This window comes from Glycocaulis abyssi, assembly GCF_041429775.1.
In the GTDB taxonomy this organism is placed as follows: Bacteria; Pseudomonadota; Alphaproteobacteria; order Caulobacterales; family Maricaulaceae; genus Glycocaulis; species Glycocaulis abyssi.
This window is the reverse complement of sequence record NZ_CP163421.1, coordinates 2722348-2743904: the sequence shown is the minus strand read 5'-3', so window position 1 is coordinate 2743904 and position 21557 is coordinate 2722348. Positions and strand designations below refer to the sequence as shown.

Below are 21557 nucleotides of genomic sequence, written 5' to 3'. Positions count from 1 at the left end.
CCTGATATGGCTGCAACTGAACCTGCTCCTTTCTCCACTGAATGGACGACTGCCCTGATCGAGCGGGCGCAGGGCGTGCTGGTAGAGGCGCGCGACGCCTTCCTCACGCCGGAAATCGGCCTGCAGGCAGCCACCATACTCGCCGTGTTCGCGGTCAGCTGGATCGCGCGCGCGCCGGTGCGCACCATGATCGAGCGCGCCTTTGGCTGGCAGTTCATGGCGCGGATCAATTCCGGCGTGCGTGAACTGATCGTCTCCCTCATCCTGCCGGTCATTGCCTTCCTCATCCTGACCCTTGCCCGGATCGGGTTCGATCAGGCCGGACTTGGCAGTTTCGCCATCAACATGGCGGCCAGCCTTACCGGCGCATGGGTGCTGATCCGCATTCTGACCGCCTTCATCGCCGAACCCTTCTGGTCGCGTACCGCAGCCACCCTGATCTGGATCGTTGCAGCGCTGAACATTGTCGGCCTGCTGGACCCGCTGACCGGGCTGCTCGCCTCGGTGGGCTTTGATGCCGGCGACAGCCGCATCTCGCTCCTGACCGTCGTACGGGCCGCGATATTGCTCGCCGTCCTCTACTGGGTCGCCAGCCGCCTGTCGAAACTGCTCGCCGCACGAGTGGAGCAGGTGCCGACCCTGACCCCGTCCGCGCGCCTGCTCATCACCAAGAGCGTGCAGATATCGCTGCTGGTCGTGGTAGTGGCGGCCGCCCTGTCGATTGCCGGCGTGGATCTGTCAGCGCTGGCGATCTTCTCCGGCGCGGTGGGCCTTGGCATCGGGTTTGGCCTGCAGAAGATATTCTCCAATCTCATTTCCGGCCTGATCCTACTGATGGACCGCTCGGTGAAGCCGGGCGATGTCATCACGCTGGATGAGACCTATGGCCGGGTGAACGCGCTCGGCATGCGCTTTGCCAGCGTGGTCACGCGCGACGGGCTGGAACACCTGATCCCGAACGAAGAATTCATCACCACCAAGGTGATCAACTGGTCGTTCTCCGACGAAGCGGTACGCATCAAGAAGCCGGTCGGCGTCGCTTACGGCACCGATGTGCCTCATGCCATGCAGGTGATCGTGGAGGCCGCCAACTCGGTCGAGCGTGTGCTGGACAAGCCGGAGACACGCTGCCTCCTGCGCGGGTTCGGTGATAATTCGATTGATCTGGAAGTACGCTTCTGGATCGCGGACCCGCAGCAGGGCGTGAACAATGTCTCGTCCGAAGTGCTGCTGGCGATCTGGAAGGCGTTCGAGGCCGAAGGCATCCAGTTCCCCTTCCCGCAGCGCGATGTGCATCTGGATTCGCGCGGGCCGGTGCGCGTGCACATCGAGAAGGGCGGGGAGTAGGTCTGCCCCTACGGCTCCAGCTCGACATCCCAGTAGAGATAATCCAGCCAGCTTTCATGCAGGTATTTGGGCGGGAAGCGCCGGCCCTGCCCCTGCAGCTGGTGAACGGTCGGGCGCAGGGCCGCCCTGCGCATCGGCATGCGGGCCTGCTCCGGTGTACGCCCGCCCTTTTTCAGATTGCACGGCGCGCAGGCCGCCACGATGTTTTCCCATGTCGTACGGCCACCGCGTGAGCGCGGGACCACATGGTCAAAGGTCAGCATGTCCAGCTGTTTCGACCCGCAATACTGGCACTGGAAACCATCGCGCAGAAACACGTTGAACCGCGTGAAGGCGGGCGGCCGGTCCTGGGTAACGAAATCGCGCAAGGCCACCACGGAGGGCGCGCGCATGGCAAAGGAAGGCGAACGGATGGCGGTCTCATACTCCGAGACCACATCGACCCGCTCAAGGAACACCGCCTTGATGGCTTCCTGCCAGGGCCAGGTCGATAGCGGGTAGTAGGAGAGCGGCTGATAGTCCGCATTCAGGACCAGGCAGCGAAGATCTTCAGGCGCAACTTTGGACACGCGCATCATCCCTGCGCCTCCCGATGAGAGCGCGGCGCAGGGCCTGACCAACGCCCCGCACCGGCATCACCGGCACATGTCTGGCGTTTTCCACCCCAAAGCCTATGGCGCTGAAGCGTCCTGAAGACGCACCTCCCTCGCTCAATCCCTGATTCATCAAACGAATCAGCAAATCCGGCACGTTGAGCGGACTTTACTCCAACTCGTGCAACAGACCTATGACGCTCGCGCCACAGGTTTGTGTTGGCCAGTGTACCACTGCTTGGAGAAGGCGGGGAGGCTCAGGCGGCAAGCGCGGAGCGGTAGCGCCCCGCAAGCGCTGCTTTCAGGAAGCGCGCACCCAGCTCCAGCCCGTCCGGGCCGATGGAGTGGGGCAGGCCCTGGCTGATATGAAATTCCGCGCCATGCCCCGCGGCCGCCAGTTGCTGCGCCGCCAGTAGCGAGAAGCCGACAGGAAGCACATCATCGCGGTCCCCATGGATCAGCATGACGGGCGGTTTGGAGACCATTTCCTCTCTCAGCGTCTCCCCGCCCGCGAGAGCGCCGGAATAGCCCAGTATCCCGCCAATGGCCGATGGCTGGCGCAGGCCCAGATGGAGCGCGAGCATCGTGCCCTGGCTGAAACCGACCAGCGCCAGGTCTGCGTGGGTGAGATTATGGCGGCGCAGCTCGGAAGCAATGAACTGGTCGGCGACCGGCCCGGCCATGCGGCAGCCTGCCTCCATCGCGGCCGGATCAAGACGCGATATCGGGAACCATTGATACCCGCCAGGCGCGCCCGGCACCGGCTCTGGCGCATTGGGCGCCACCCAGGCCGTATCAGGAAAGTCGGCCGCCCAGTGCTGCGCAAGCCCTGCCAGATCAGCGCCGTTGGAGCCATAGCCATGAAACAGGATGACAAGCTTTTTTGCCTGTCCTGAACGCGCAGGGATACGCGGGCCATCAAGCAGGATCATCGGGGCTGGTCTCCAGGCAACAAGGAGCGGGAAAGGCTGGCGATCATGCGCAGGCAAGCTCCGCTGACAACCCCCTCGCGGAGTTTGCGTGCATCTGCTTATGGTGTGCGCCCATGACCAGCTTTGTCACCCGCTTTGCCCCTTCACCCACGGGCGGCCTGCATCTGGGCCATGCCTTTGCGGCGCTGTGCGCATCTGATGCCGCAAAGGCCGCTGGCGGGAGATTTTTGCTGCGCATCGAGGATATCGACACCGAACGCTGCAAGCCGGAATACGAGGCGGCAATTTTTCAAGACCTTGAATGGCTGGGCCTTGAGTGGGAAGAGCCGGTCCGCCGCCAGAGCGAGCACCTGGACGATTACACGCGCGCGCTCAGTCAGCTTCAGGATAACGGCCTCGTCTATCGCTGCTTCCGTACCCGCAAGGAGGTGCTGGCGGAGATCGCCAGCGCGCCGCATCTTGCACCCCAAGGCCCCGAAGGCCCGGCCTTTACCAGCACCCCTCTGGCGCCCTCGCGGGAAAGACGGCTGCTCGAGGACGGACGGCCCTATGCCTGGCGGCTGTCCATGGCTGCCTGCCAGGGCCATTTGGGGAGCATGTTCGACACGCTGGGCTGGCGCGAGGAGACGCTCGGTGCGCCACACACACAGCGCCGTCAGACCGCCCGGCCGGACCTGTTTGGCGATGTGGTGATTGCCCGCAAGGATGCAGGCACCAGCTACCACCTCGCTGCCGTCCATGACGACGCCCTGCAGGACATTACCCATATCGTACGCGGGATTGACCTGCGCCCGGCAGCGGGCCTCCACCGGCTGTTACAAACCCTGCTCAGCTATCCGGAACCCGTCTATCGCCATCACCCTTTGCTGGCCGGCCCCGATGGCAAACGCTATGCCAAGCGCGACCGGTCCGTGACGCTGCGCCTCTTGCGTGAAACTGGCCATGAACCGGGCGATATTCGCCGCCTTATCGGCGCACATGCCGCGCGCGGCGACATGATTGAAAGTCCACCTGTCCATGCCTGATCCCGCCAGCCCGCCCGTTGCGCCTGCCGCCAAAGCCGAGCCCTCCCGTACCGCCATACTGGCAGGAACGCTGGCCGTACTGGCCGGCGCATGCGTGATCGGGTTCGCCGCCATCCTCGTCAAGGCATCCGACCTTGGGCCGCAGGCCACCGCCTTCTGGCGCCTGACGCTGGCCCTGCCCGCACTGGCGCTCTGGCTGGCACTGCACCGGCATGGCAAGGACACCCCGCCCGCACAGCCCCGCATGCGCCTGATCGCGCTGGCAGGCGTGTTCTTCGCGATGGATCTGGCCTTCTGGCATGTCGGCATCAACATCACGACCGCGGCCAATGCCACGCTGCTGGCCAATCTGACACCCATACTGGTGGCCCTGTTCTCATGGCTGATCTTCCGCGAAACGGTCACGCGCGGCTTCATCATGGTCTGCGCGGTCATGCTCAGCGGCGCAGCGCTGCTGGCGGGCGGCAATCTGACCATAGACCCCGCCCGTCTGACCGGCGATGTGTTCAGCGTGCTGACCGCATTCTGGTATGCCGCCTATCTGCTGGCCGTGCGCAAGGCGCGCGACGGCGCCAGCGCGCCGCGTGTGATCTTTCTGTCTACACTGATCGCGGCACCCATACCGCTGGGGCTTGCACTCGCGTTTGGCGAGCCGTTACTGCCCGAAAGCTGGCAGGGCTGGGTGCCACTGATCCTGCTGGGCGTCGTGGTTCATGCCGGCGGACAGGGCGCAATCATATTCGGGCTGGGGCGTATCCCGGCACCGGTCGCCGCCCTGCTATTGCTGATACAGCCGGTAGTGGCCGCTGCGGCAGGCTGGATCCTCTTTGACGAGGCGCTGAGCGTGATCCAGCTCATTGGCGCGGCCATCATCCTGGCCGGTCTGTACGCCGCCCAGCTCAAAGGTGCTGCGCGGCAAACTAACGTGCCGCGAGACCCTCAATAACCAGCTCCAGCCGGGCGCGCATGAGCACTGAAGCCGTCGACCGGTCCAGCCCTTCGCCGCGCGCGCGCCTGACAATGCCCGCATAGCAATCCTCGATGAAGCGGGCCGCTGCGGCAGGCTTTATATCGTTGCGCAGCTCACCCTTCTCGATGCCCTTGGCCAGCAGGCGTTCAACCGCTCCCCAGGCAAGAGACATCTGGGCCGCCGCTTCCTCATAGCTGTCGCCCGTCCACAGCCAGGTGTGCGCAATGGCAGCGGCAAACAGCTCCTCATGGCGCAGCTGGGCCTCCATGATGACCTGAACCAGAGCGCTGAGCCGGTCGAGCAGATTGCCCGACAGCGCGGCCTCCAGCCGGTCCACCGAATCGCGGATCGCCTCATATTCGTCGCGCAGGATCAGGATCAGAAGCGCGCTTTTGGTCGGAGCAACATTGAGAACCGTGCCGGCAGATACCTTGGCTACATCCGCGATGGCCTTGATCGTGGCACGCTCATAGCCGTCATCAAGAAACACCTGACGGGCCGCTTCGATAACGTGATTATGGGTTTCCTGCTTGCGGGCATCGCGGCGGGTAAGCCGCCGTCCGGAATCATCACGCATTGCGCCAGCCTGAAACTGCTTGGTTACAAATAAGACAAGCGCGTCAGTTCACCGGCAGGGTTCACTGAGCGCGTGGTAAGTTTCGCTAAATGAGCAGCTTTGTGCTGCAACTGCAAGCAATTCGCACGCGGGCCGTGTAATTGGCCCGCGCGCAATTGCCTCACCGGGCGCTGACAGTGCGCGATTGTGAAAATATCCGCGCCGCATTATCTCAGTCGGCATGGCAGGTTTTCTTGATATTCTCCTGTACGTCCTCATGGCGGTGGTCTTCGTGACCCTGTGTGTGGGGATATACGCACTTATGCGGGGCGGCGAGTTTGGCCGGTCCTGGTCAAACAAGCTGATGCGCGCACGCGTGCTGTTCCAGTTTCTCGCGGTTCTGGTCATAGTGGCCGGGTTCTGGGCCAAGGGCGCTTTTGGCGGCTAGGTCCGCAAGACCGGAGCGCGCACATGGTCCGCCTGACGAAAATCTACACCCGCACCGGCGACAAGGGCACGACGCGGCTCGGCGATATGAGCGTCGCGTCAAAGCATGATCCGCGCGTGGAAGCCTATGGCACGGTCGATGAGGCCAATGCGTCGATAGGACTTGCCATAGCGGCGCTGGAAGATGGCGCGCTGAAAGACACGCTATTGCGCATTCAGAACGAGCTCTTTGACCTTGGCGCGGATTTATGTGTGCCGGACAGGGGGCAAAAGCTCGAATGGGAGCCCTTGCGCGTCACGCCGCAGCAGGCCACGCGCCTCGAAGCAGACATTGACGCGTTCAACGCAAAGCTCTCACCGCTGGAAAGCTTCATCCTGCCCGGCGGCTCGCAAGCCGCTGCCCGCCTGCATCTCGCCCGCACCATAGCCCGGCGCGCGGAACGCAGGGCCGTGGAGCTGAAAGACCTTGGCGAGCCGGTCAGCGAGGCCGTCATCATCTATCTCAACCGCCTGTCCGACTTCCTCTTCGTCGCCGCGCGCGTCGCCAATGATGAAGGCCGCGCCGACGTGCTCTGGGTGCCCGGCAAGACGCGGTAGCCGCGCTATTTCCGTTCCGGCAACGCGGTATTTCACTCCCCGCACTGGAAATCGCCCCTGCCCGCTCCCTATGTCTGGTCCTGCGGCGTGTGGCCGCAGCCATACACGTCCAGATGGAGGGACAGACCCTATGAAGACCGTTTTTGCTGCCGCCTCGCTTGCGGCTTTCCTGACCGCGCCGATGTTGGGCGCTACCGCTTTTGCCGAGCCGGTCGCCTATGAGTTTGACCGCTCCCACACCGCGATCCGCGCCAGCTGGGACCATCTGGGCATGTCGCGCCAGTCGATCTACTTCACCGACTATGAAGGCGTGCTGCTGCTCGACCTCGAAGAGCCGGAAAACTCCACCGTCGACGTGACATTCAATCTGGCCGGTGGTTTCTGGGTCGGTGCCAATCAGGGCGATTTTGAAGACCATCTGGAGCACAGTGACCTGTTCCACGTCGAAGAGTTCCCGACCGCCCGCTTCGTTGCGACCGCGTTCGAGACCGAGGATGGGGAAACCGGCGTAATGACGGGCGATCTGACCCTTCTGGGTGAAACCCGTCCGGTATCGCTGGACGTCACGCTGAACTTTTCCGGCCCGCACCCGATGAACCAGCGCCAGACAGCCGGCTTCTCGGCATCTGGCACCATCATCCGCTCCGAGTGGGGCCTTGGATATGCCGCGCCGTTTGTTTCCGACGAGATTGCGCTCTCCATCGAAACCGAGCTGAGCGTCGCCAGCGACTAGACCAACCCGTCGACCATCATCCCCCGGACGCACAGCCGTCCGGGGGATTTGTTTTGCACCTGCGTTGACACGACGCGTGGGCGAAGGCAGTTTCCGCGCCTATTTTGCCCTGCACCATGAGCGGCAAGGATCAGCGCGGCGCTGGCTTTACCGTTCATATCAATCGCAACCAGAGACAAACCGGAGCGGCCGATGAAAATCCTCGTCCCCGTCAAGCGGGTGGTCGACTATAACGTGAAGGTCCGGGTCAAGCCCGACCAGACCGGCGTCGACCTTGCCAACGTGAAAATGTCCATGAACCCGTTCTGCGAGATTGCCGTCGAAGAGGCGATCCGCATGAAGGAAAAGGGGCTGGCTGAAGAGATCGTTGTGGTCTCCATCGGCCCGGCAGGCGCGCAGGAAACCATCCGCACCGCGCTTGCCATGGGCGCCGACCGGGGCATTCACGTGACAACGGACGCGACCGTCGAGCCGCTGGCGGTCGCGAAAATCCTGGCCAAGATTGCTGGCGAGGAAAACCCGGACATCGTCATCCTCGGCAAGCAGGCCATTGATGATGACGCCAATGCCACAGGCCAGATGCTGGCCGCGCTGCTCGGCTGGCCGCAAGGCACCTTCGCCTCCAAGGTGGAAAAGGACGGCGATACGCTCAAAGTCACCCGCGAGATCGATGGCGGCCTGCAGACCGTGTCCTTCGGCCTTCCCGCGATCGTGACCACCGATCTGCGCCTGAATGAGCCGCGCTATGCTTCGCTGCCCAACATCATGAAGGCCAAGCGCAAGCCCATCGATGCGAAGACGCCGGAAGACTATGGCGTTGACCTCACCCCACGCCTTGAAGTGCTCAAAGTGGCCGAACCGCCCAAGCGCCAGGGCGGCGTGAAGGTAGAGACGGTTGCCGAGCTGGTTTCCAAGCTGAAGAACGAAGCAGGAGTGCTGTAATCATGGCCACGCTCGTTATTGCTGAACACGACAACAAATCGCTCAACGAGGCCACGCGCGCAGCCGTGACGGCTGCGAAGAAAATCGGCGGGGACATCCACATTCTGGTGGCCGGTCAGGGCGCGAAAAGCGTCGCTGATGAAGCCGCCAAGGTGGACGGCGTTGCCAAGGTGATGCTGGCGGAATCCGACGCGCTGGGCCACAAGCTGGCCGAAGCGCTGGAAAGCCTCGTCCTGTCGGTGGCTGATGGCTATGACGCAATCCTCGCCCCGGCCTCCACCGTCGGCAAGAACTTCATGCCCCGCGTCGCAGCCAAGCTTGATGTTATGCTGATCTCCGACATCACGGCTGTTGAAAGCGCGGACACCTTCGTGCGTCCGATCTATGCGGGCAACGCCCTGACCACCGTGAAGTCGAGCGACAAGGTGAAAGTCATCACCGTGCGCCCGACCACGTTTGAAAAGGCCGGTGATGGCGGCTCTGCCAGTGTCGAGACGGTTTCCGCTCCCGACGCGGCTGCAAAATCCGCCTTTGTATCCGAAGAACTCTCCAAGTCCGACCGCCCGGAGCTGGGCGCCGCCAAGATCGTCATTTCCGGCGGGCGCGGCATGGGCAATGGCGAGAATTTCGCCATTCTGGAAAAAGTCGCCGACAAGCTGGGCGCCGCCGTTGGTGCTTCGCGGGCCGCGGTGGATGCAGGCTTCGTACCGAACGACTATCAGGTCGGCCAGACCGGCAAGGTCGTCGCCCCGCAGCTTTATATCGCTGTCGGCATTTCCGGCGCGATCCAGCACCTGGCGGGCATGAAGGACTCCAAGGTGATCGTCGCGATCAACAAGGATGAGGAAGCCCCGATCTTCTCGGTCGCCGATTACGGCCTCGTTGCCGACCTGTTCAAGGCCGTGCCGGAGTTTGAAGAAGAGCTGGCCAAGATCGGCTACTAGGCTTTCAACGCCTCTCACATGAAAAAGCCCCGGAGCGCGTGCTCCGGGGCTTTTTTCTGCCGCGCTAGCCAGACGGTTCAAATTGCAGCGCTCTTTGCAGCTTCCTTTGCCTTTTGGGCGTTATCGGTTCCATACTGAATATCTGAAACATCAAAGGAGTGCCCTCATGGCGATCAGCCGCAAGGACGAAGCCCGTTTTCTCGACAAGGACGAAGCCGCTCTGGTCGAAAAGTCCCACCACCCCGATATTGCCAGCGTGGATGACAAGGAGCTGTCCAGCACGATCAAGCTGATCCGTGAGCGCCGCGACCGGGCGCGCGAAATCGGCCAGCGCCAGCGCCGGGAAATGCGCGGCAAGGCCAAGCCGCAAGGCGCAAAACCCGCTGGCGACAATGCCGGTACCAAGCAGAAAATGGCGGTGCTCGCCCAGGCGCTCAAACGCCTCAATTCCGAGCAGACGCGCCGCCAGCAGCTCTCAGCCCGCAACGCCACCGCTTCGGGCATGAAGCGCGCCATGGAAATGAAAGCAGCTGCCTCCGCGCCCAAACGCCCCGCCAGCAAGACCGCTGACAAGGGCATGAAGGCCAAACCCAGCAAGAAGAACCAGCAGATCACCGATCCGCGCGAGGTTGGCCGGGTCAGCCAGCAGATCAAGAAGGCTCAGGCCAAGAAGGACAAGTAGGGGCGCTACCCCTCCATCATTGCTGCTTCTCTCTTGTCGTTCCCGCGCAGGCGGGAACCCAGAGCTGGTAGGCGACTGCCTTCGCCCTTCGATCTCTGGACCCCCACCTGCGTGGGGGTGACGAGGTGAGAGATGGAGGTTGCCCCCTAATACCGCTCCAGCGCGGCCTCTATGAGGGCGATGGCGTCATCGCTGGCCCAGGCCGCTTCGCCCGTCAGACGGCCAATCTCTCCGCCATGGCGGTCATATAGAATGGTGGTGGGCAGGCCGCGCGAGCCTGCTGCCATGGCCAGGCGAAGCGCGGGATCGTGATAGAGCGCCAGATGCTCCAGAGCGTTTTCCTCATAGAAGCGGCGGGCCTCGTCCATGGTCCGGTCCATGGAAATCGCCATCACCTCGAAATCCTCCGAGCCGAGCCTTGCCTGCAGCGCGTCCAGCTCTGGCATTTCCACCACGCAGGGCGCGCACCAGGTGGCCCAGAAATTGACCAGCACCAGCCCGCCGCGCCGGTCCGCCAGCGTCATCTCCTCACCCTCGCCGGTAATGATGCGGCCCAGCGGCTGGGGCGGCGCCTCGTTCAGCGTGACAAACTGGCTCATCTCACCGCGCGCATAGCTGTCGAGCGGGCCGGGCGGAGAACTGACAAGCGCGGTGGAAATCACGTATAGAAACCCGGCAAGGCCGAGTATCGCTGCCGCGATAATCGCGCTAGTGAGGCCACGGGCTTTGAGAAAGGCCCCGAAACGTTCAAACATGTCTTTCCTTCCAGAAGGTCCGATTAGCCCATGAGCACGTCTGATACCCCGAAATCCCGGCCCGGCTCTGGCACCGATATGTGGGGTGGACGCTTCTCTGGCGGCCCGTCTGCAATCTTGCAAGCCATCAACGCCTCGGTGGATATCGATCAGCGCCTCGCAGAGCAGGATATTGACGGCAGCCTGGCCCACGCAGCGATGTTGGCCGCATGCGGCATAATTTCAAGTGAGGATGCCCGCGGCATTTCTGCCGGGCTGGAGACGATCCGCGCCGATATCCGCGCCGGAAACTTCACCTGGTCGCCGGCGCTCGAAGACGTGCACATGAATATCGAGGCAGCCCTGAAGGAGCGCATTGGCGCACCGGCAGGCAGGCTGCACACCGCCCGCTCGCGCAACGATCAGGTGGCCACCGATTTCCGGCTCTGGCTGCGTGAGACCTGCGCGCGCATGGAAGACGGGCTTCGCGCCTATCAGCGCGCGCTTGTGACGCAGGCGCAGGCCCATGCAGACTGGGTGATGCCCGGCTTCACCCATCTGCAGACCGCCCAGCCGGTCAGCCTCGGCCACCATCTGCTGTGCTGGGTGGAGGCCGCAGAACGCGATATCGGCCGGTTTGCCGATGCCCGCGCGCGTCTCAATGAAAGCCCGCTGGGCGCCGCCGCGCTGGCTGGCACCGCCTTTCCGATTGATCGGGAGATGACGGCAAAGACGCTCGGCTTTGACCGGCCCATGGCCAACTCGCTCGACGCCGTATCCTCGCGTGATTTCGCGCTGGAAGCTTTGAGCGCGGCCACGATTGCAGCCGTCAATCTCTCCCGTTTTGCCGAAGAGATTGTCCTGTGGACCTCGCGCCGTTTCGGCTTTGCAAAGCTTACCGACGCCTTCTCGACCGGCTCGTCCATCATGCCGCAAAAGCGCAATCCCGATGCCGCCGAGCTGGTGCGGGCCAAGCCGGGACGCATTGCCGGCGCGCTGCAGGGCCTCATCATCGTATGCAAGGGCCTGCCGCTCGCCTACTCAAAGGATATGCAGGAGGACAAGGCGCTGGTCTTCACCGCCTTTGATGATCTGGAACTGGCGATAGCGGCGATGGCGGGCATGACCGCTGATTTGTCCTTCAACCGCGAAGCCATGGAAGAGGCGGCCGGTGAAGCCTATTCCGATGCCACCGATCTGGCCGACTATGTGGTGCGCGAGCTGGGCCTGCCCTTCCGCGATGCCCACCACATTGCAGGCAGTGTGGTGAAAGAAGCCGAGGCACGCGGTGTTTCACTGTCTGAGCTGCCGCTTGAGGTCTTCCAGGCCATCGAGCCGCGCGTTGACGAGGCGGTTTTCAACGTGCTCACTGCCCGGGCATCTATGGAAAGCCGGACCAGCTATGGCGGCACAGCGCCGGTACGCGTTCGCGAACAATGCGCGCTGTGGGCCGAGCGGCTGGCACAGGAGTAAGCCATGAAAGCCACAATCGTGACCCTTGCAGTGTGCGTGGCGGCAACAAGCCTTGCCGCCTGCGGCAATCGCGGTGCGCTCGAGCGCCCCGGCCCGATATGGGGCGACCCGCAGGACGTGCCGGTACAGGACGGTGTACCCGGCGAGGATGACAGCGTGCTGGACGGCGAACGCCCCGAGCAGCGCCTGCCCCGGATACCCGGCGACGATCCGTTCGACGACGAATAGCCAGCGCCGTTTGCTGAACCTGGCTCTGGTGCATGTCGCGGATGCGCCGTGCCTGCTGGCGCGTTAGGCTCGCCAGCGCGATGACACCCTTGGCCGTACATCTTGCCCGCCTCACCCTGTTGTGGGAGCGCGCCGCGCCGGTCCTTGCCTGGCCGGCGGCCATGCTGGCGCTTTATGGCGTGCTGGCGCTGGGCGGACTGGTCGAGCGCATGGGCGATCCGTGGCGGGCCGTCCTGGCGCTGGGCCTGCTGGCACTGGGCGCGGCTTTCGCCACACCTGCCGTGCGGACCTTTCGCTGGCCGGAGCGGAGCGACGCCCACCGGCGTGTCGAAGCCGATAGCGGGCTTTCGGGCCGCCCGTTCGAAGCCATGGAGGACGAACCGGCAACCGGCGAGAGTATGCTCTGGCTGGCCCATAGAGGCCGGATGCGCGAGGCCCTGCGCCAGGCGCGCACCCGGCGTCCACGCGCTGCCTGGGCCACGCTTGATACGTATGGCGCCCGCATCAGCGCCGCCATCGTATTGCTCACCGCTTTTGCCTACGCAGGCGATATGGCGGGGGTACGGCTGTCTGACGCCTTTTCGCCAACGCCTCTGGCGGGCGGCGGTGAGCGGGCCGTGGCCGAATTCTGGATAGAACCGCCGGACTATACCGGCAGGCCCGTGCAGTTTTTGCGCGAACGGCGCGAGGCACGCGTGCCGCAAGGATCGGTACTGGCCGCACGCATTACCGGCCTTGCCCGCCAGCCGCGTATATCGGGCGGCGAAGCGCTGATTGAGGAAATCGGCCCCGGCGTTCACCAGCTGCACATCACCGTCGATGAGGACAGCGCCATCATGGTGCGCAGCGGCGCGTTCAGGGAGCGTCTTGACCTCGAGGTGATAGAGGACACGCCGCCACGGCTGGCGCTGGTGGCCGAACCGGAAAGCGACGGTCAGGGCCGGCTGATTCTGGAATTCAGCGCGGTCGATGATTACGGCATCGAGCACTACCGGCTGCAGCTCGCGCGCGATCCCGGCGGCGAGACCAATCCGCCGGACGATAGCTGGGACACCATCGACATTCCCCCCGGCGCGGTCATGCCAACACGCGGGGAAAACCGCTATCGCGCCACGGTGGAAACCGCGCGCCATGTCCTTGCCGGTGAACGCGTTCTGGTGCGGATGGAGGGCATTGACGGGGCGGGTCAGTCCGGCGTGACCGGACCGATAGGCTTACGCCTGCCGCAGCGCCTCTTCCTCGACGCCATGGCCCGCGCGGTCGCCTATGAACGCCGGCTGTTTCTGGATGGTCTGGGCGATTACGCACCCTATCCCGATACCCATCCCCGCCGGAGCGCAGACCCGTACTGGCCCTGGCTGGATGACGAGCCGGACCTGCGCCTGGAACGCGCGCCGGAGAGCGTGCAGCGCCTCGCACGCGCCCTCGACGCGCTGGGCGATGCACCGGCCAGCCATTTTGACGACCGGATCGTGTTTCTGGGGCTTCGCACCGCCATGCATCAGGTGCGCCGGGCCCGCGAAATCGATGAGCTCGGCCATATCGAGGAAGATCTCTGGCAGATCGCCCTGCGCGCCGAGCTCGGCACGCTGGCAGACGCCGAAGCGGCTCTCAGAGCGGCCGAACGCGCACTCTCCGATGCCCTGGCGCGCGGGGCCGACGAGATGGAACTGGCGGCCCTGTTCGAGCAGTTCGAGGAAGCCACACGCAATTATATCGCAGCGCTCATGCGCGAAGCGATGCAATCTGACCAGCTCGCCAGTGGCGGCGGTCAGGGCATGGATCTGAACGCGGACATGCTGCAGGAATTGCTCGATGCGCTGCGCGAGGCGACGGAGCTGGGCGATACTGAAGGCGCGCGCCGCGCACTGGCCCAGCTCGCCGAGCTTCTGCGCAATATGCAGATCATGGCGGGCGGGAGCGGTCAGGGCCAGAGCGAAAGCGCGCTGGGACGCGCCTTGCGTGAAGCGCTCGAAGAGCTGGGCGAGGTCATTGGCGAGCAGCGCGGCCTGACCGATGAGACCTACGAACAGTCCCGCTCTGGTGATCTGGCTGAAGGGCGCGAGGGCGAGGAGGGCCGCGCTCTGGCCGAGCGGCAGGAGGGCCTGCGCGGGCGCCTGGCCGAGCTGCTGGAGAACATGCCTGACGGGATGAGCGAAGAGGGCGAGCGCGCCTTTGATGAAGCCGCCCGCCAGATGGACGAAGCCAGCCGCGCCCTGCAGCGCGGCGACGGCGAAGGGGCGCTGGCCGCGCAGGATGAGGCCCTGAGCGCCCTGCGCGAAGGCGCTGCCGAAACAGCCGAGAGATTGCAGGCGGAAAACGAGGCCAATGGGCGCGGTCAGGCCGACCGCGATCCGCTGGGCCGCGATACGGATGGCGGCGGCGTTGGCGGGGACACCGAAGTGCCATCCGAGATGGAGCGCCAGCGCGCGCGCGACATACTCGAAGAGCTGCGCCGCCGGGCCGGTGACGGGTCACTCACCCCCGAAGAACGCGCCTATATCGAACGCCTGCTGGACAGGTTCTAGCGCCTTACCCTTCGGGCGCGAACAGCACTTCAAGCTCCGCCGCGCCCTCAGGCGGATCGCTGAGCACCGAGCGGAAGCTTTCCTCGCCGCGTGCAGGCAGGCTGAGCGAATCGAGCATCACCACCCACTCGACAAGCACACTGCCGTCCTCACCGGTGATGACGGCGCGCAAGGGCAGGGTTGGCCGGTCGCGGCCCGTCGTATTGGCCACGACGCCTTCAATGACCAGCGCGCCCTCCTCGTCCTCTGAGGGGCTGGCACGCAGATCGCGCACCTCAAGGCCGAGCGGGTTTACCGGCACACCGATAGCCGCATAGGCGCTGGCCGTGCGCGGGAAGGTGTCCACGATATCGACCCGGAACAGCCAGGCCGCGCCGAGAAGCAGGACGCAAGACGCGGCAACAACGGCCCAGCCTGCGCCTTCCACCGTCTGCCGGCTGCGCTGGCGGCGGGTCTCGGCGCGCTTGCGCACCACTTCATGGGGTTTGACCGCCTCGATACCGCCGGCAGGCCTGGGGGCCGGGTCAGCGGGCAGAGGTTCCTTGCGCAGGCTCGGCTTGGCCGGCTCCTCAAGCGTGAGCGCCTCCTCATCCGCCTTCCAGCCATGGCCGCACGCAGCACAGCGCACACGCCCCTTGCGCAGGGCGATGGCCTCAGGGTCAACCCGGTAGCGTGTGTCACAGCTTGGGCAGGTAACGATCATGGACGCCGACCTCTCATCTCCTGCATAGTCAGATTCGCGTGGCTCCCGTATGCGGGAGTAACACCTGTTCGCTCTTGTCTTCCCACACGCGCCTTCCGGGAACCCGCCCGTCTCATGGATCAGCCGTCAAACGCCAGCAACCCGACAGACGAAGCCGGACCGGGTCCGGCTGTCCACTTTGACAATGTCGGCATGCGCTACGGGCGCGGACCGGAAGTGTTAAGCGACATTTCCTTTGATTTACCGCGTGGAAGTTTCCAGTTTCTGACCGGACCGTCCGGAGCGGGTAAAACATCGCTCCTCAGGCTGATTTATCTGGCTGAACGCCCCTCGCGCGGGCTGGTCTCCCTGTTTGGCGAGGATACCAGCGTCATGGAGCGCGGCGCCCTGCCCGCTTTCCGGCGGCGCATCGGGGTGATTTTTCAGGATTTCCGCCTGCTGCAGCATTTGAGTGTTTTCGACAATGTGGCCCTGCCCTTGCGCGTCGCCGGACAGAATGTGCGCCAGTATGGCGAGGACATTGTGGAATTGCTCAACTGGGTGGGGCTCGGCCACCGCATCGATGCGCTGCCCCCAACGCTTTCCGGTGGTGAGCAGCAGCGCGCCGCCATTGCCAGAGCCGTTGTCAGCCGCCCGGAAATCCTGATCGCTGACGAGCCCACCGGCAATGTCGACCCGGATATGGCAAGGCGGCTCCTGCGCCTGTTTGTCGAGCTGAACCGGCTGGGCACCACGGTACTGATCGCCAGCCACGATATCGCCCTTATCCGCTCGGTGAACGCGCCGGTTCTCGAACTGGCTGAAGGACGGCTCAATCGCCGGGCAAGGAGCGCATGACAAAACCGCGCCGATCAGCCCCGCTACTGCCCGGTGAGGCCGGGCGCGACCTGCCACTGCTGGCCGTCTGCGCTATCCTCGTATTCCTCGCCTGCCTGTCAGTGATCGGCGCGGCCGGTGCCTGGCGGGCGGCGGGCGGATGGTCTGACCAGCTGGTTTCGGAAATGACCCTGCAGGTGCTGCCAGCAGATGAAGGAGACGGCGACGCGGCGGCGCGTGATGCCGGCGCGCTGGCCTCCGGCCTTCCCGGCGTCATCGATGTCGAGGTGCGCTCGCGCGCTGCGTCCACGGCGCTGTTGCGGCCCTGGCTGGGCAGCACAACCCTGCCCGACGATTTTCCGCTGCCCCGTCTGGTGACGCTGCGGATAGATCCGGAGAACCGGCCTGCGTCCGGGGCGGTTGAAGCCCTGTTCGCCGATGCCCCCTACCGCGTGATCGTGGACGATAACCGGCTATGGGCTGGTGCGATTGCCCGCGCTTCGGCCACGGTACGCTATTTCGCCGCTGGGCTGGTGCTGCTCGTATGCGGGGCAGCAGCAGCCGTGATCGTGTTTGCGGCGCGCGCCGCGCTGTCCATGCGCCGTGACGTGGCAGAGGCGCTGCATCTGGTCGGCGCGCCTGACAGCTTCATCATTGCGCTGTTCCAGCAGCGCTTCTTCATGCTGGGCCTGAAAGCGGGCGCAGCCGGATCACTGCTGGCCCTGCTGGCCGCCTTGTGTCTCAACCTGGCCGGCGGCAGCGCCGCGTCGCTCTTCTTCCTGCCCAGCCTTGCGCCGGGCTGGTGGATTGTCATCATCGTGCCGGTGGCCGCGCTGGTCTCCGGTCTTATATCCGCCATCGCCGCCCGCCTGACGGTCAGCGCCGGACTGAAAGCACGCTGGCCATGACCGCGCGCGATTGGCAGGCAGGCCGGACAGGGCCATAGTCTGGTCACACCGGCGCCCAGAGGAGAGACGCAAGACATGAAAGCCGCCTTCTCCGTCATCCGCTTTGCCGCCTTCGCCCTGGTGATTGCGGCCGTTGTCGGCTTTGCGCTGTTTGTCCGTGCGGGGCTGTCTCATGTTCACGATGCGCCTGCCAGCGGCGACGCCATTGTGGCGCTGACAGGCGGTGAAGGCCGCGTGGCAACAGGCGTTTCGATACTCGCACAGGGCCATGGCGCGCGCCTGCTGATTTCAGGCGGTAATCCGGAAGTGACCATGGATGCCATCCGTGCTGCAGCCGGTGCGCCGCCCGAACTGTTCGATTGCTGCGTCGATATCGGTGTCGAGGCGGCCAACACGGTGGGTAATGCCGAGGAGACAGCGCGCTGGGCGAGCACGCACGGCTATCAGCGCCTGGTCATCATCACGTCCGACTTTCACATGCCGCGCGCCCTTCTGGAGCTGAAAGCGGCCATGCCCGAGCGCGATCTGATACCCTATGGTGTTGCCACACCGCCGCCCTGGGCCAATACGCGCGCCGCGCGCCGCTGGCTGCAGGAATATCTGAAATTTTCTGCTGTCTATGCGCGCGAGACGGTGCGCGCGCCCCTTGGCGGGACGGCATAGCAGCCCGTAAAACCCGCCCAGCGGCAAACACTCAGGACAGGTCCGGCGTGCACGTCATCGGTTCAGCAATTTTCACGGTCTGGATGTACGGCCTGATGGCGGTGATGGGCCTTGTGTGCTCGCCCCTGCTTCTGGGGCCGCGCAGCTGGGCGCGCGGGTGTTTTGCCGTCTATCGCTGGCTGGTCTTTGGCGGTTTGCGGGTGCTGTGCGGCATTCGTTTCGAGGTGCGTGGAGCTGAGCACATCCCGTCCGGCCCGGCTCTGATTGCCTCCAAACACCAGTCCATGTTCGAGACGCTGGCCTTCTGGCACATACTGCCTGACCCGGCTATCATCCTGAAAAAAGAGCTCAAATACCTGCCCTTCTTTGGCTGGTACGCGATGAAGCTGAAAAACGTGGCGGTAGACCGCTCGGCCGGTGCCAGCGCGCTAAAAGCCATGCTGCGCGCCGCGCGCGAACGCGCGCATGAAGGCCGCCAGATCGTGATCTTTCCGCAAGGCACGCGCGTCCAGCCGGGCGCGCCGGAGAGCTATAAGCCAGGCGTGGCCGGGCTTTATGGCGCGATGGAGGTGCCTTGCGTGCCGGTTGCGCTCAATTCGGGGCTTTACTGGCCCCCATCAGGCTTTGTACGCAGGCCCGGCACCATCATTATCGAGTTTCTGCCACCCATACCGGCGGGCTTGCCGCGCGCCCGGTTCATGGAAGAGCTTGAGACGCGCATCGAGACCGCCTCGGCCGCTTTGCTAGAATCCCCGCAAGGAAACGCTTCTGCATGATCCGTGATTTCAGCACCCCTGAGCCTGCGCGCCGCTCCCGCCTCAGCCTGATCCTGCCCTTTGCGGCGTTCGGCATTCTTCTGGCCGCTTATGGCGGTTACTGGCTTTGGATGTCGGGCGAGATCCGCAAGACGGCAGACAGCTGGGTGGAGGAGCGTGAGAGCGAGGGCTATGTCATTTCGCTCGACCAGCTATCGGTAAGCGGGTTTCCGTTCCGATTCACGGTAACGGCGCGAGCTCCGGAAATCATCGCACCGCCAGAGGATGGTGGCTGGCGCATGGCCATGCCGCAACTCTCGGCGAGCGCCCTGCCTTATAATATCTCCCACTGGATTGTCGCGTTCGCCAGCCCCGCAGAGCTGGATCTTCAAGGCGATGAGGACACCAGCGCGCTTCTGGCAACCGCGTCACGCGCGCGCATCAGCCTGGCCTCGGGCCGGGCGGGTACTGTGCGCGCGGGCGCAGAGCTGGAGGAGTTTCGCCTGATCGCCCGCGAGAGCGGAGAGGTTCTGGTCGAGGCGCTGGACCAGCTGGTCCTGTCCAGCGAGCTGGTGGAAGACGACCAGATGCGCATCCGTCTTGAGGTGCGCGGTCTGGAACTGGGTCCGGACCAGCTTGACGAACGCACGGTCAGCGCGTTTGGCCGCCGCATTGAACTGATGCGTACCGACACCACGCTTTCACACTGGAGCGCGCTGGCCGCCGACGCCAATCTGGCCAGCTGGAGCGATAGCGGCGGCCGGGCCGAGATTGCGATGGCGGCGCTGCACTGGGGTCATGCGCGCCTGAGCGGTGAAGGCACTATGGGCGTTGACGCCCTGCTGCGCCCTGAGGGCCGCCTGTCAGTCCTCGTAGCAGAGCCGGAAAGCCTTGTTGCCGCGCTTGTGGCAGGCGGCGTGGCAAGCCCCAGCGATGGCGAGGCACTGCGTCTGGCCCTGATGATGGCGCCGCGCCGGGATGAAGGCGTGGCCCTGCCATTCCGGTTCCAGCAGGGCGGTATATTCCTCGGCCCTGTGCGCATAGGCGAGGCAGGCCCGCTGACCGGCCAGCTGCCGATCATGCCCGAACTGCCAGACGCGGAAGACGCTAGCGAATAGGCTGACCCATGAACTCGGCCAGCGCCTCTGCGACGCGCCGATTGTCATCATCAAGGCCAATGGAGATGCGCAAGGCATCGGGTAGGCCGTAGGGCTTCACATCGCGCACAATCAGACCCTTTGAGGTCAGGAAGCGGTCCGCATCATCGGCGGTCTTGCCCAGTGCCTGCGGGAAGTGCACCAGCACGAAATTGCAGACCGACGGCGTGACCTCAAGGCCCGCGCCGCGCAAATGCTGCGTCAGATAATCCACCCAGCGCGCATTGTGTTCTTTCGAGCGCGTGATGAAAGCAGTGTCGGCAATGGCTTCGATACCCGCCTCGACCGCTGGCACGCTGACATTGAACGGGCCACGCACCCGATTGAGGATACCGATTATCTCCTCGCGGGCATAGGCCCAGCCGAGACGCAGCCCCGCCAGCCCGTGAATCTTGGAGAAGGTGCGCGTGACGACGATGTTGTCATACTGGTCCACCAGATCCATGCCGGACTCAAAGGCCGGATCATCGACAAATTCGCCATACGCCGCGTCCAGCACCAGAAGGCAGTCAGCCGCCAGCCCTTCGCGTAGCCGGATAATGTCGTCACGTGGCACCCAGGTGCCCGTCGGATTGTTGGGATTGGCCAGAAACACCACGCGCGGCGAGTGCTCTCTGGCGGCCGCCAGCATGGCATCGATATCGGTGCGGTGGCCACGCTCCGGGGCGCTGACAATGCTGGCGCCGCTCTGCATGGCCACCAGACGATAGACCAGAAAGCCGTACTGGCTTTGCAGGACTATATCATCGGCGCCAAGCCAGGCCCGTCCGATCAGCTGCAATATCTCGTCTGAGCCCGCACCGCATACGATCCGCGCCGGATCAATGCCTTCGGCCTTGCCGATAGCTTCGCGCAGGCGCGCGACGCTGCCATCCGGGTAGACATGCAGCTTCGCGGCTGAACCGGCAAATGCCTTCGCCGCTTTCTCGCTGCACCCGAGCGGGTTCTCGTTCGAGGACAGCTTCACCGCCCCGGCCGGTGCAGGAAGACCGGGCTTGTAGGGCTTGATGTCGAGAATGCCCGGACGGGGATCAGGGATCATTGGCTCTTGTCCTTCGCGGTAAGGGTGCGGCTGGGTTCGGGCGGGGATAGCGCAGCACCGGGCGCAGCATCAAGGGCCTTGCGCCGCACCGGCACGGCCGCCCCGGTGGGACGGATCGCGCCGACATGCTTGACCGCCTCAACCAGTATCAACCCGCCAAATCCCGGCCAGAAGCGCTCACCAGCTGACTCAAACAGGCCAGACAGGCGCGGGCCGCAGAACATGTTCCAGGGCGGTGCGTAGAGCGCTCTGGCCCAGGCTATGGGTTCAAACAGCGCGCCAGTCAGAAGCCGGGTGAGCTGGCCGCGCGAAAAAGGCCGGCCATGACCGAAAGGCGTCGCATCCACACGCGCCCATGCGCCCGCGCGGTGGGCCGCCACGATGACGAGGCGTCCTTCAGGTGCCAGCACACGCCAGAGCTCGCGCAGCAGGCGCTGGAGATCATCAGCCTCTTCCAGCGTGTGAACGGCCACGATCCGGTCGAACATGGCTTCGGCAAAGGGCAGGCGCGTTTCTTCGCCCAGTACCGAGGCGCACCGCTCGCCATGACGGTCTGGCCAGGCAATAGCGCCCTGTGCGGACGGCATGAAGGCGACGGCGCGGCGAGCCTTCTCGCGGAACGGTTCCAGATACGGCCCGGCAAAGCCGTAGCCGAGCATGTCGAGGCCCTTGACCTCTGGCCACAGCGCCTGCAGGCGCCGGTGCACCATGGTGCGGGCCGCTTCGCCTCTCTGGGACCGGTAAAACCTGTCAATCTCGATCGCTTCGGTACGCATGACGCT

At 64.6% G+C, this 21557-nt stretch carries 25 protein-coding genes; 18 read left to right on the top strand and 7 right to left on the bottom strand.

All coding sequences use genetic code 11. From position 1 onward, the window contains the following. The first annotated feature begins 6 nt into the window (after positions 1-6). Complete coding sequence (locus tag AB6B38_RS13320) at positions 7-1347, top strand: mechanosensitive ion channel family protein (protein WP_371393381.1); 1341 nt, start codon at positions 7-9, stop codon at positions 1345-1347. Positions 1348-1355: 8 nt separating this feature from the next. Here AB6B38_RS13320 and AB6B38_RS13315 read toward each other — a convergent pair whose 3' ends face one another. Further along, positions 1356-1922: an HNH endonuclease gene (locus tag AB6B38_RS13315; protein ID WP_371395108.1), complete on the bottom strand. Its 567-nt coding sequence runs from the start codon at positions 1920-1922 to the stop codon at positions 1356-1358. On the opposite strand from AB6B38_RS13315, the gene AB6B38_RS13310 reads away from it, so the two are divergent. After that, positions 1909-2040: a hypothetical protein gene (locus AB6B38_RS13310; protein WP_371395114.1), complete on the top strand. Its 132-nt coding sequence runs from the start codon at positions 1909-1911 to the stop codon at positions 2038-2040. The two genes, AB6B38_RS13315 and AB6B38_RS13310, sit on opposite strands and share 14 nt — an antisense overlap. A 157-nt stretch (positions 2041-2197) precedes the next feature. Here AB6B38_RS13310 and AB6B38_RS13305 read toward each other — a convergent pair whose 3' ends face one another. After that, positions 2198-2872: an alpha/beta hydrolase gene (locus tag AB6B38_RS13305; protein WP_371393379.1), complete on the bottom strand. Its 675-nt coding sequence runs from the start codon at positions 2870-2872 to the stop codon at positions 2198-2200. A 113-nt stretch (positions 2873-2985) separates the two neighbouring features. Between AB6B38_RS13305 and gluQRS the strand changes: the two genes are divergently transcribed. Together gluQRS and AB6B38_RS13295 are read left to right on the top strand one after the other, a co-directional pair. Further along, positions 2986-3897: a tRNA glutamyl-Q(34) synthetase GluQRS gene (gene gluQRS, locus AB6B38_RS13300; RefSeq protein ID WP_371393378.1), complete on the top strand. Its 912-nt coding sequence runs from the start codon at positions 2986-2988 to the stop codon at positions 3895-3897. Further along, complete coding sequence (locus AB6B38_RS13295; protein ID WP_371393377.1) at positions 3872-4843, top strand: DMT family transporter; 972 nt, start codon at positions 3872-3874, stop codon at positions 4841-4843. Before gluQRS ends, AB6B38_RS13295 begins: the two co-directional genes overlap by 26 nt. Here AB6B38_RS13295 and AB6B38_RS13290 read toward each other — a convergent pair. Then, positions 4818-5444 (bottom strand): TetR/AcrR family transcriptional regulator, encoded by a 627-nt coding sequence (locus tag AB6B38_RS13290; RefSeq protein WP_371393375.1) that lies wholly within the window; start codon positions 5442-5444, stop codon positions 4818-4820. The genes AB6B38_RS13295 and AB6B38_RS13290 overlap by 26 nt on opposite strands. 220 nt (positions 5445-5664) lie before the next feature. Here AB6B38_RS13290 and AB6B38_RS13285 point away from each other — a divergent pair, with 220 nt between their 5' ends. The 6 genes from AB6B38_RS13285 to AB6B38_RS13260 all read left to right on the top strand — a co-directional run bounded on the left by AB6B38_RS13285 (position 5665) and on the right by AB6B38_RS13260 (position 9768). After that, on the top strand, positions 5665-5871 hold the full coding sequence (locus tag AB6B38_RS13285; protein WP_371393374.1) for a twin transmembrane helix small protein: 207 nt from the start codon (positions 5665-5667) through the stop codon (positions 5869-5871). Positions 5872-5894: 23 nt separating this feature from the next. Beyond that, positions 5895-6467, top strand: coding sequence for a cob(I)yrinic acid a,c-diamide adenosyltransferase (locus AB6B38_RS13280; protein ID WP_371393373.1), 573 nt, complete (start codon positions 5895-5897; stop codon positions 6465-6467). Positions 6468-6597: 130 nt separating this feature from the next. After that, on the top strand, positions 6598-7200 hold the full coding sequence (locus AB6B38_RS13275) for a YceI family protein (RefSeq protein ID WP_371393371.1): 603 nt from the start codon (positions 6598-6600) through the stop codon (positions 7198-7200). A gap of 192 nt (positions 7201-7392) precedes the next feature. Further along, the gene (locus tag AB6B38_RS13270; RefSeq protein ID WP_371393370.1) at positions 7393-8142 is read left to right on the top strand and encodes an electron transfer flavoprotein subunit beta/FixA family protein; all 750 of its coding nucleotides are present in this window, start codon (positions 7393-7395) and stop codon (positions 8140-8142) included. A 2-nt stretch (positions 8143-8144) separates the two neighbouring features. Further along, entirely contained in the window at positions 8145-9086 is a 942-nt protein-coding gene (locus AB6B38_RS13265; RefSeq protein WP_371393369.1) for an electron transfer flavoprotein subunit alpha/FixB family protein, read from the top strand. Between the two features lie 166 nt (positions 9087-9252). Continuing rightward, a complete protein-coding gene (locus tag AB6B38_RS13260) occupies positions 9253-9768 on the top strand; it encodes a hypothetical protein (RefSeq protein WP_371393368.1) in 516 nt (171 codons plus the stop codon). Positions 9769-9914: 146 nt separating this feature from the next. On the opposite strand, the gene AB6B38_RS13255 is transcribed toward AB6B38_RS13260, so the two are convergent. Then, positions 9915-10523 carry a TlpA family protein disulfide reductase gene (locus tag AB6B38_RS13255; RefSeq protein ID WP_371393367.1) on the bottom strand — a complete coding sequence of 203 codons (609 nt, stop codon included), beginning with the start codon at positions 10521-10523 and terminating at the stop codon, positions 9915-9917. A gap of 30 nt (positions 10524-10553) precedes the next feature. Between AB6B38_RS13255 and argH the strand changes: the two genes are divergently transcribed. The 3 genes from argH (at position 10554) to AB6B38_RS13240 (ending at position 14731) form a co-directional block, all read left to right on the top strand. Beyond that, on the top strand, positions 10554-11975 hold the full coding sequence (argH, locus tag AB6B38_RS13250; protein ID WP_371393366.1) for an argininosuccinate lyase: 1422 nt from the start codon (positions 10554-10556) through the stop codon (positions 11973-11975). 3 nt (positions 11976-11978) lie between these two features. After that, complete coding sequence (locus AB6B38_RS13245) at positions 11979-12203, top strand: lipoprotein (RefSeq protein ID WP_371393365.1); 225 nt, start codon at positions 11979-11981, stop codon at positions 12201-12203. A gap of 89 nt (positions 12204-12292) precedes the next feature. Further along, positions 12293-14731: a DUF4175 domain-containing protein gene (locus AB6B38_RS13240; RefSeq protein WP_371393364.1), complete on the top strand. Its 2439-nt coding sequence runs from the start codon at positions 12293-12295 to the stop codon at positions 14729-14731. A 4-nt stretch (positions 14732-14735) separates the two neighbouring features. Here AB6B38_RS13240 and AB6B38_RS13235 read toward each other — a convergent pair whose 3' ends face one another. Then, positions 14736-15434, bottom strand: a complete 699-nt coding sequence (locus AB6B38_RS13235; protein ID WP_371393363.1) for a DUF3426 domain-containing protein — start codon at positions 15432-15434, stop codon at positions 14736-14738. A gap of 114 nt (positions 15435-15548) precedes the next feature. Between AB6B38_RS13235 and ftsE the strand changes: the two genes are divergently transcribed. The 5 genes from ftsE (at position 15549) to AB6B38_RS13210 (ending at position 19694) form a co-directional block, all read left to right on the top strand. After that, complete coding sequence (ftsE, locus tag AB6B38_RS13230; RefSeq protein ID WP_371393362.1) at positions 15549-16271, top strand: cell division ATP-binding protein FtsE; 723 nt, start codon at positions 15549-15551, stop codon at positions 16269-16271. Beyond that, positions 16268-17158, top strand: coding sequence for a cell division protein FtsX (locus AB6B38_RS13225; protein ID WP_371393361.1), 891 nt, complete (start codon positions 16268-16270; stop codon positions 17156-17158). Before ftsE ends, AB6B38_RS13225 begins: the two co-directional genes overlap by 4 nt. Positions 17159-17233: 75 nt before the next feature. Then, a complete protein-coding gene (locus AB6B38_RS13220) occupies positions 17234-17821 on the top strand; it encodes a YdcF family protein (RefSeq protein ID WP_371393360.1) in 588 nt (195 codons plus the stop codon). 47 nt (positions 17822-17868) lie between these two features. After that, positions 17869-18597 carry a lysophospholipid acyltransferase family protein gene (locus tag AB6B38_RS13215; protein ID WP_371393359.1) on the top strand — a complete coding sequence of 243 codons (729 nt, stop codon included), beginning with the start codon at positions 17869-17871 and terminating at the stop codon, positions 18595-18597. Beyond that, positions 18594-19694, top strand: a complete 1101-nt coding sequence (locus tag AB6B38_RS13210; protein WP_371393358.1) for a DUF2125 domain-containing protein — start codon at positions 18594-18596, stop codon at positions 19692-19694. Before AB6B38_RS13215 ends, AB6B38_RS13210 begins: the two co-directional genes overlap by 4 nt. On the opposite strand, the gene hisC is transcribed toward AB6B38_RS13210, so the two are convergent. Both hisC and AB6B38_RS13200 read right to left on the bottom strand, forming a co-directional pair. Continuing rightward, the gene (gene hisC / locus AB6B38_RS13205) at positions 19684-20775 is read right to left on the bottom strand and encodes a histidinol-phosphate transaminase (protein ID WP_371393357.1); all 1092 of its coding nucleotides are present in this window, start codon (positions 20773-20775) and stop codon (positions 19684-19686) included. The genes AB6B38_RS13210 and hisC overlap by 11 nt on opposite strands. Further along, on the bottom strand, positions 20772-21551 hold the full coding sequence (locus AB6B38_RS13200; RefSeq protein ID WP_371393356.1) for a class I SAM-dependent methyltransferase: 780 nt from the start codon (positions 21549-21551) through the stop codon (positions 20772-20774). Before AB6B38_RS13200 ends, hisC begins: the two co-directional genes overlap by 4 nt. Positions 21552-21557: the final 6 nt, after the last annotated feature.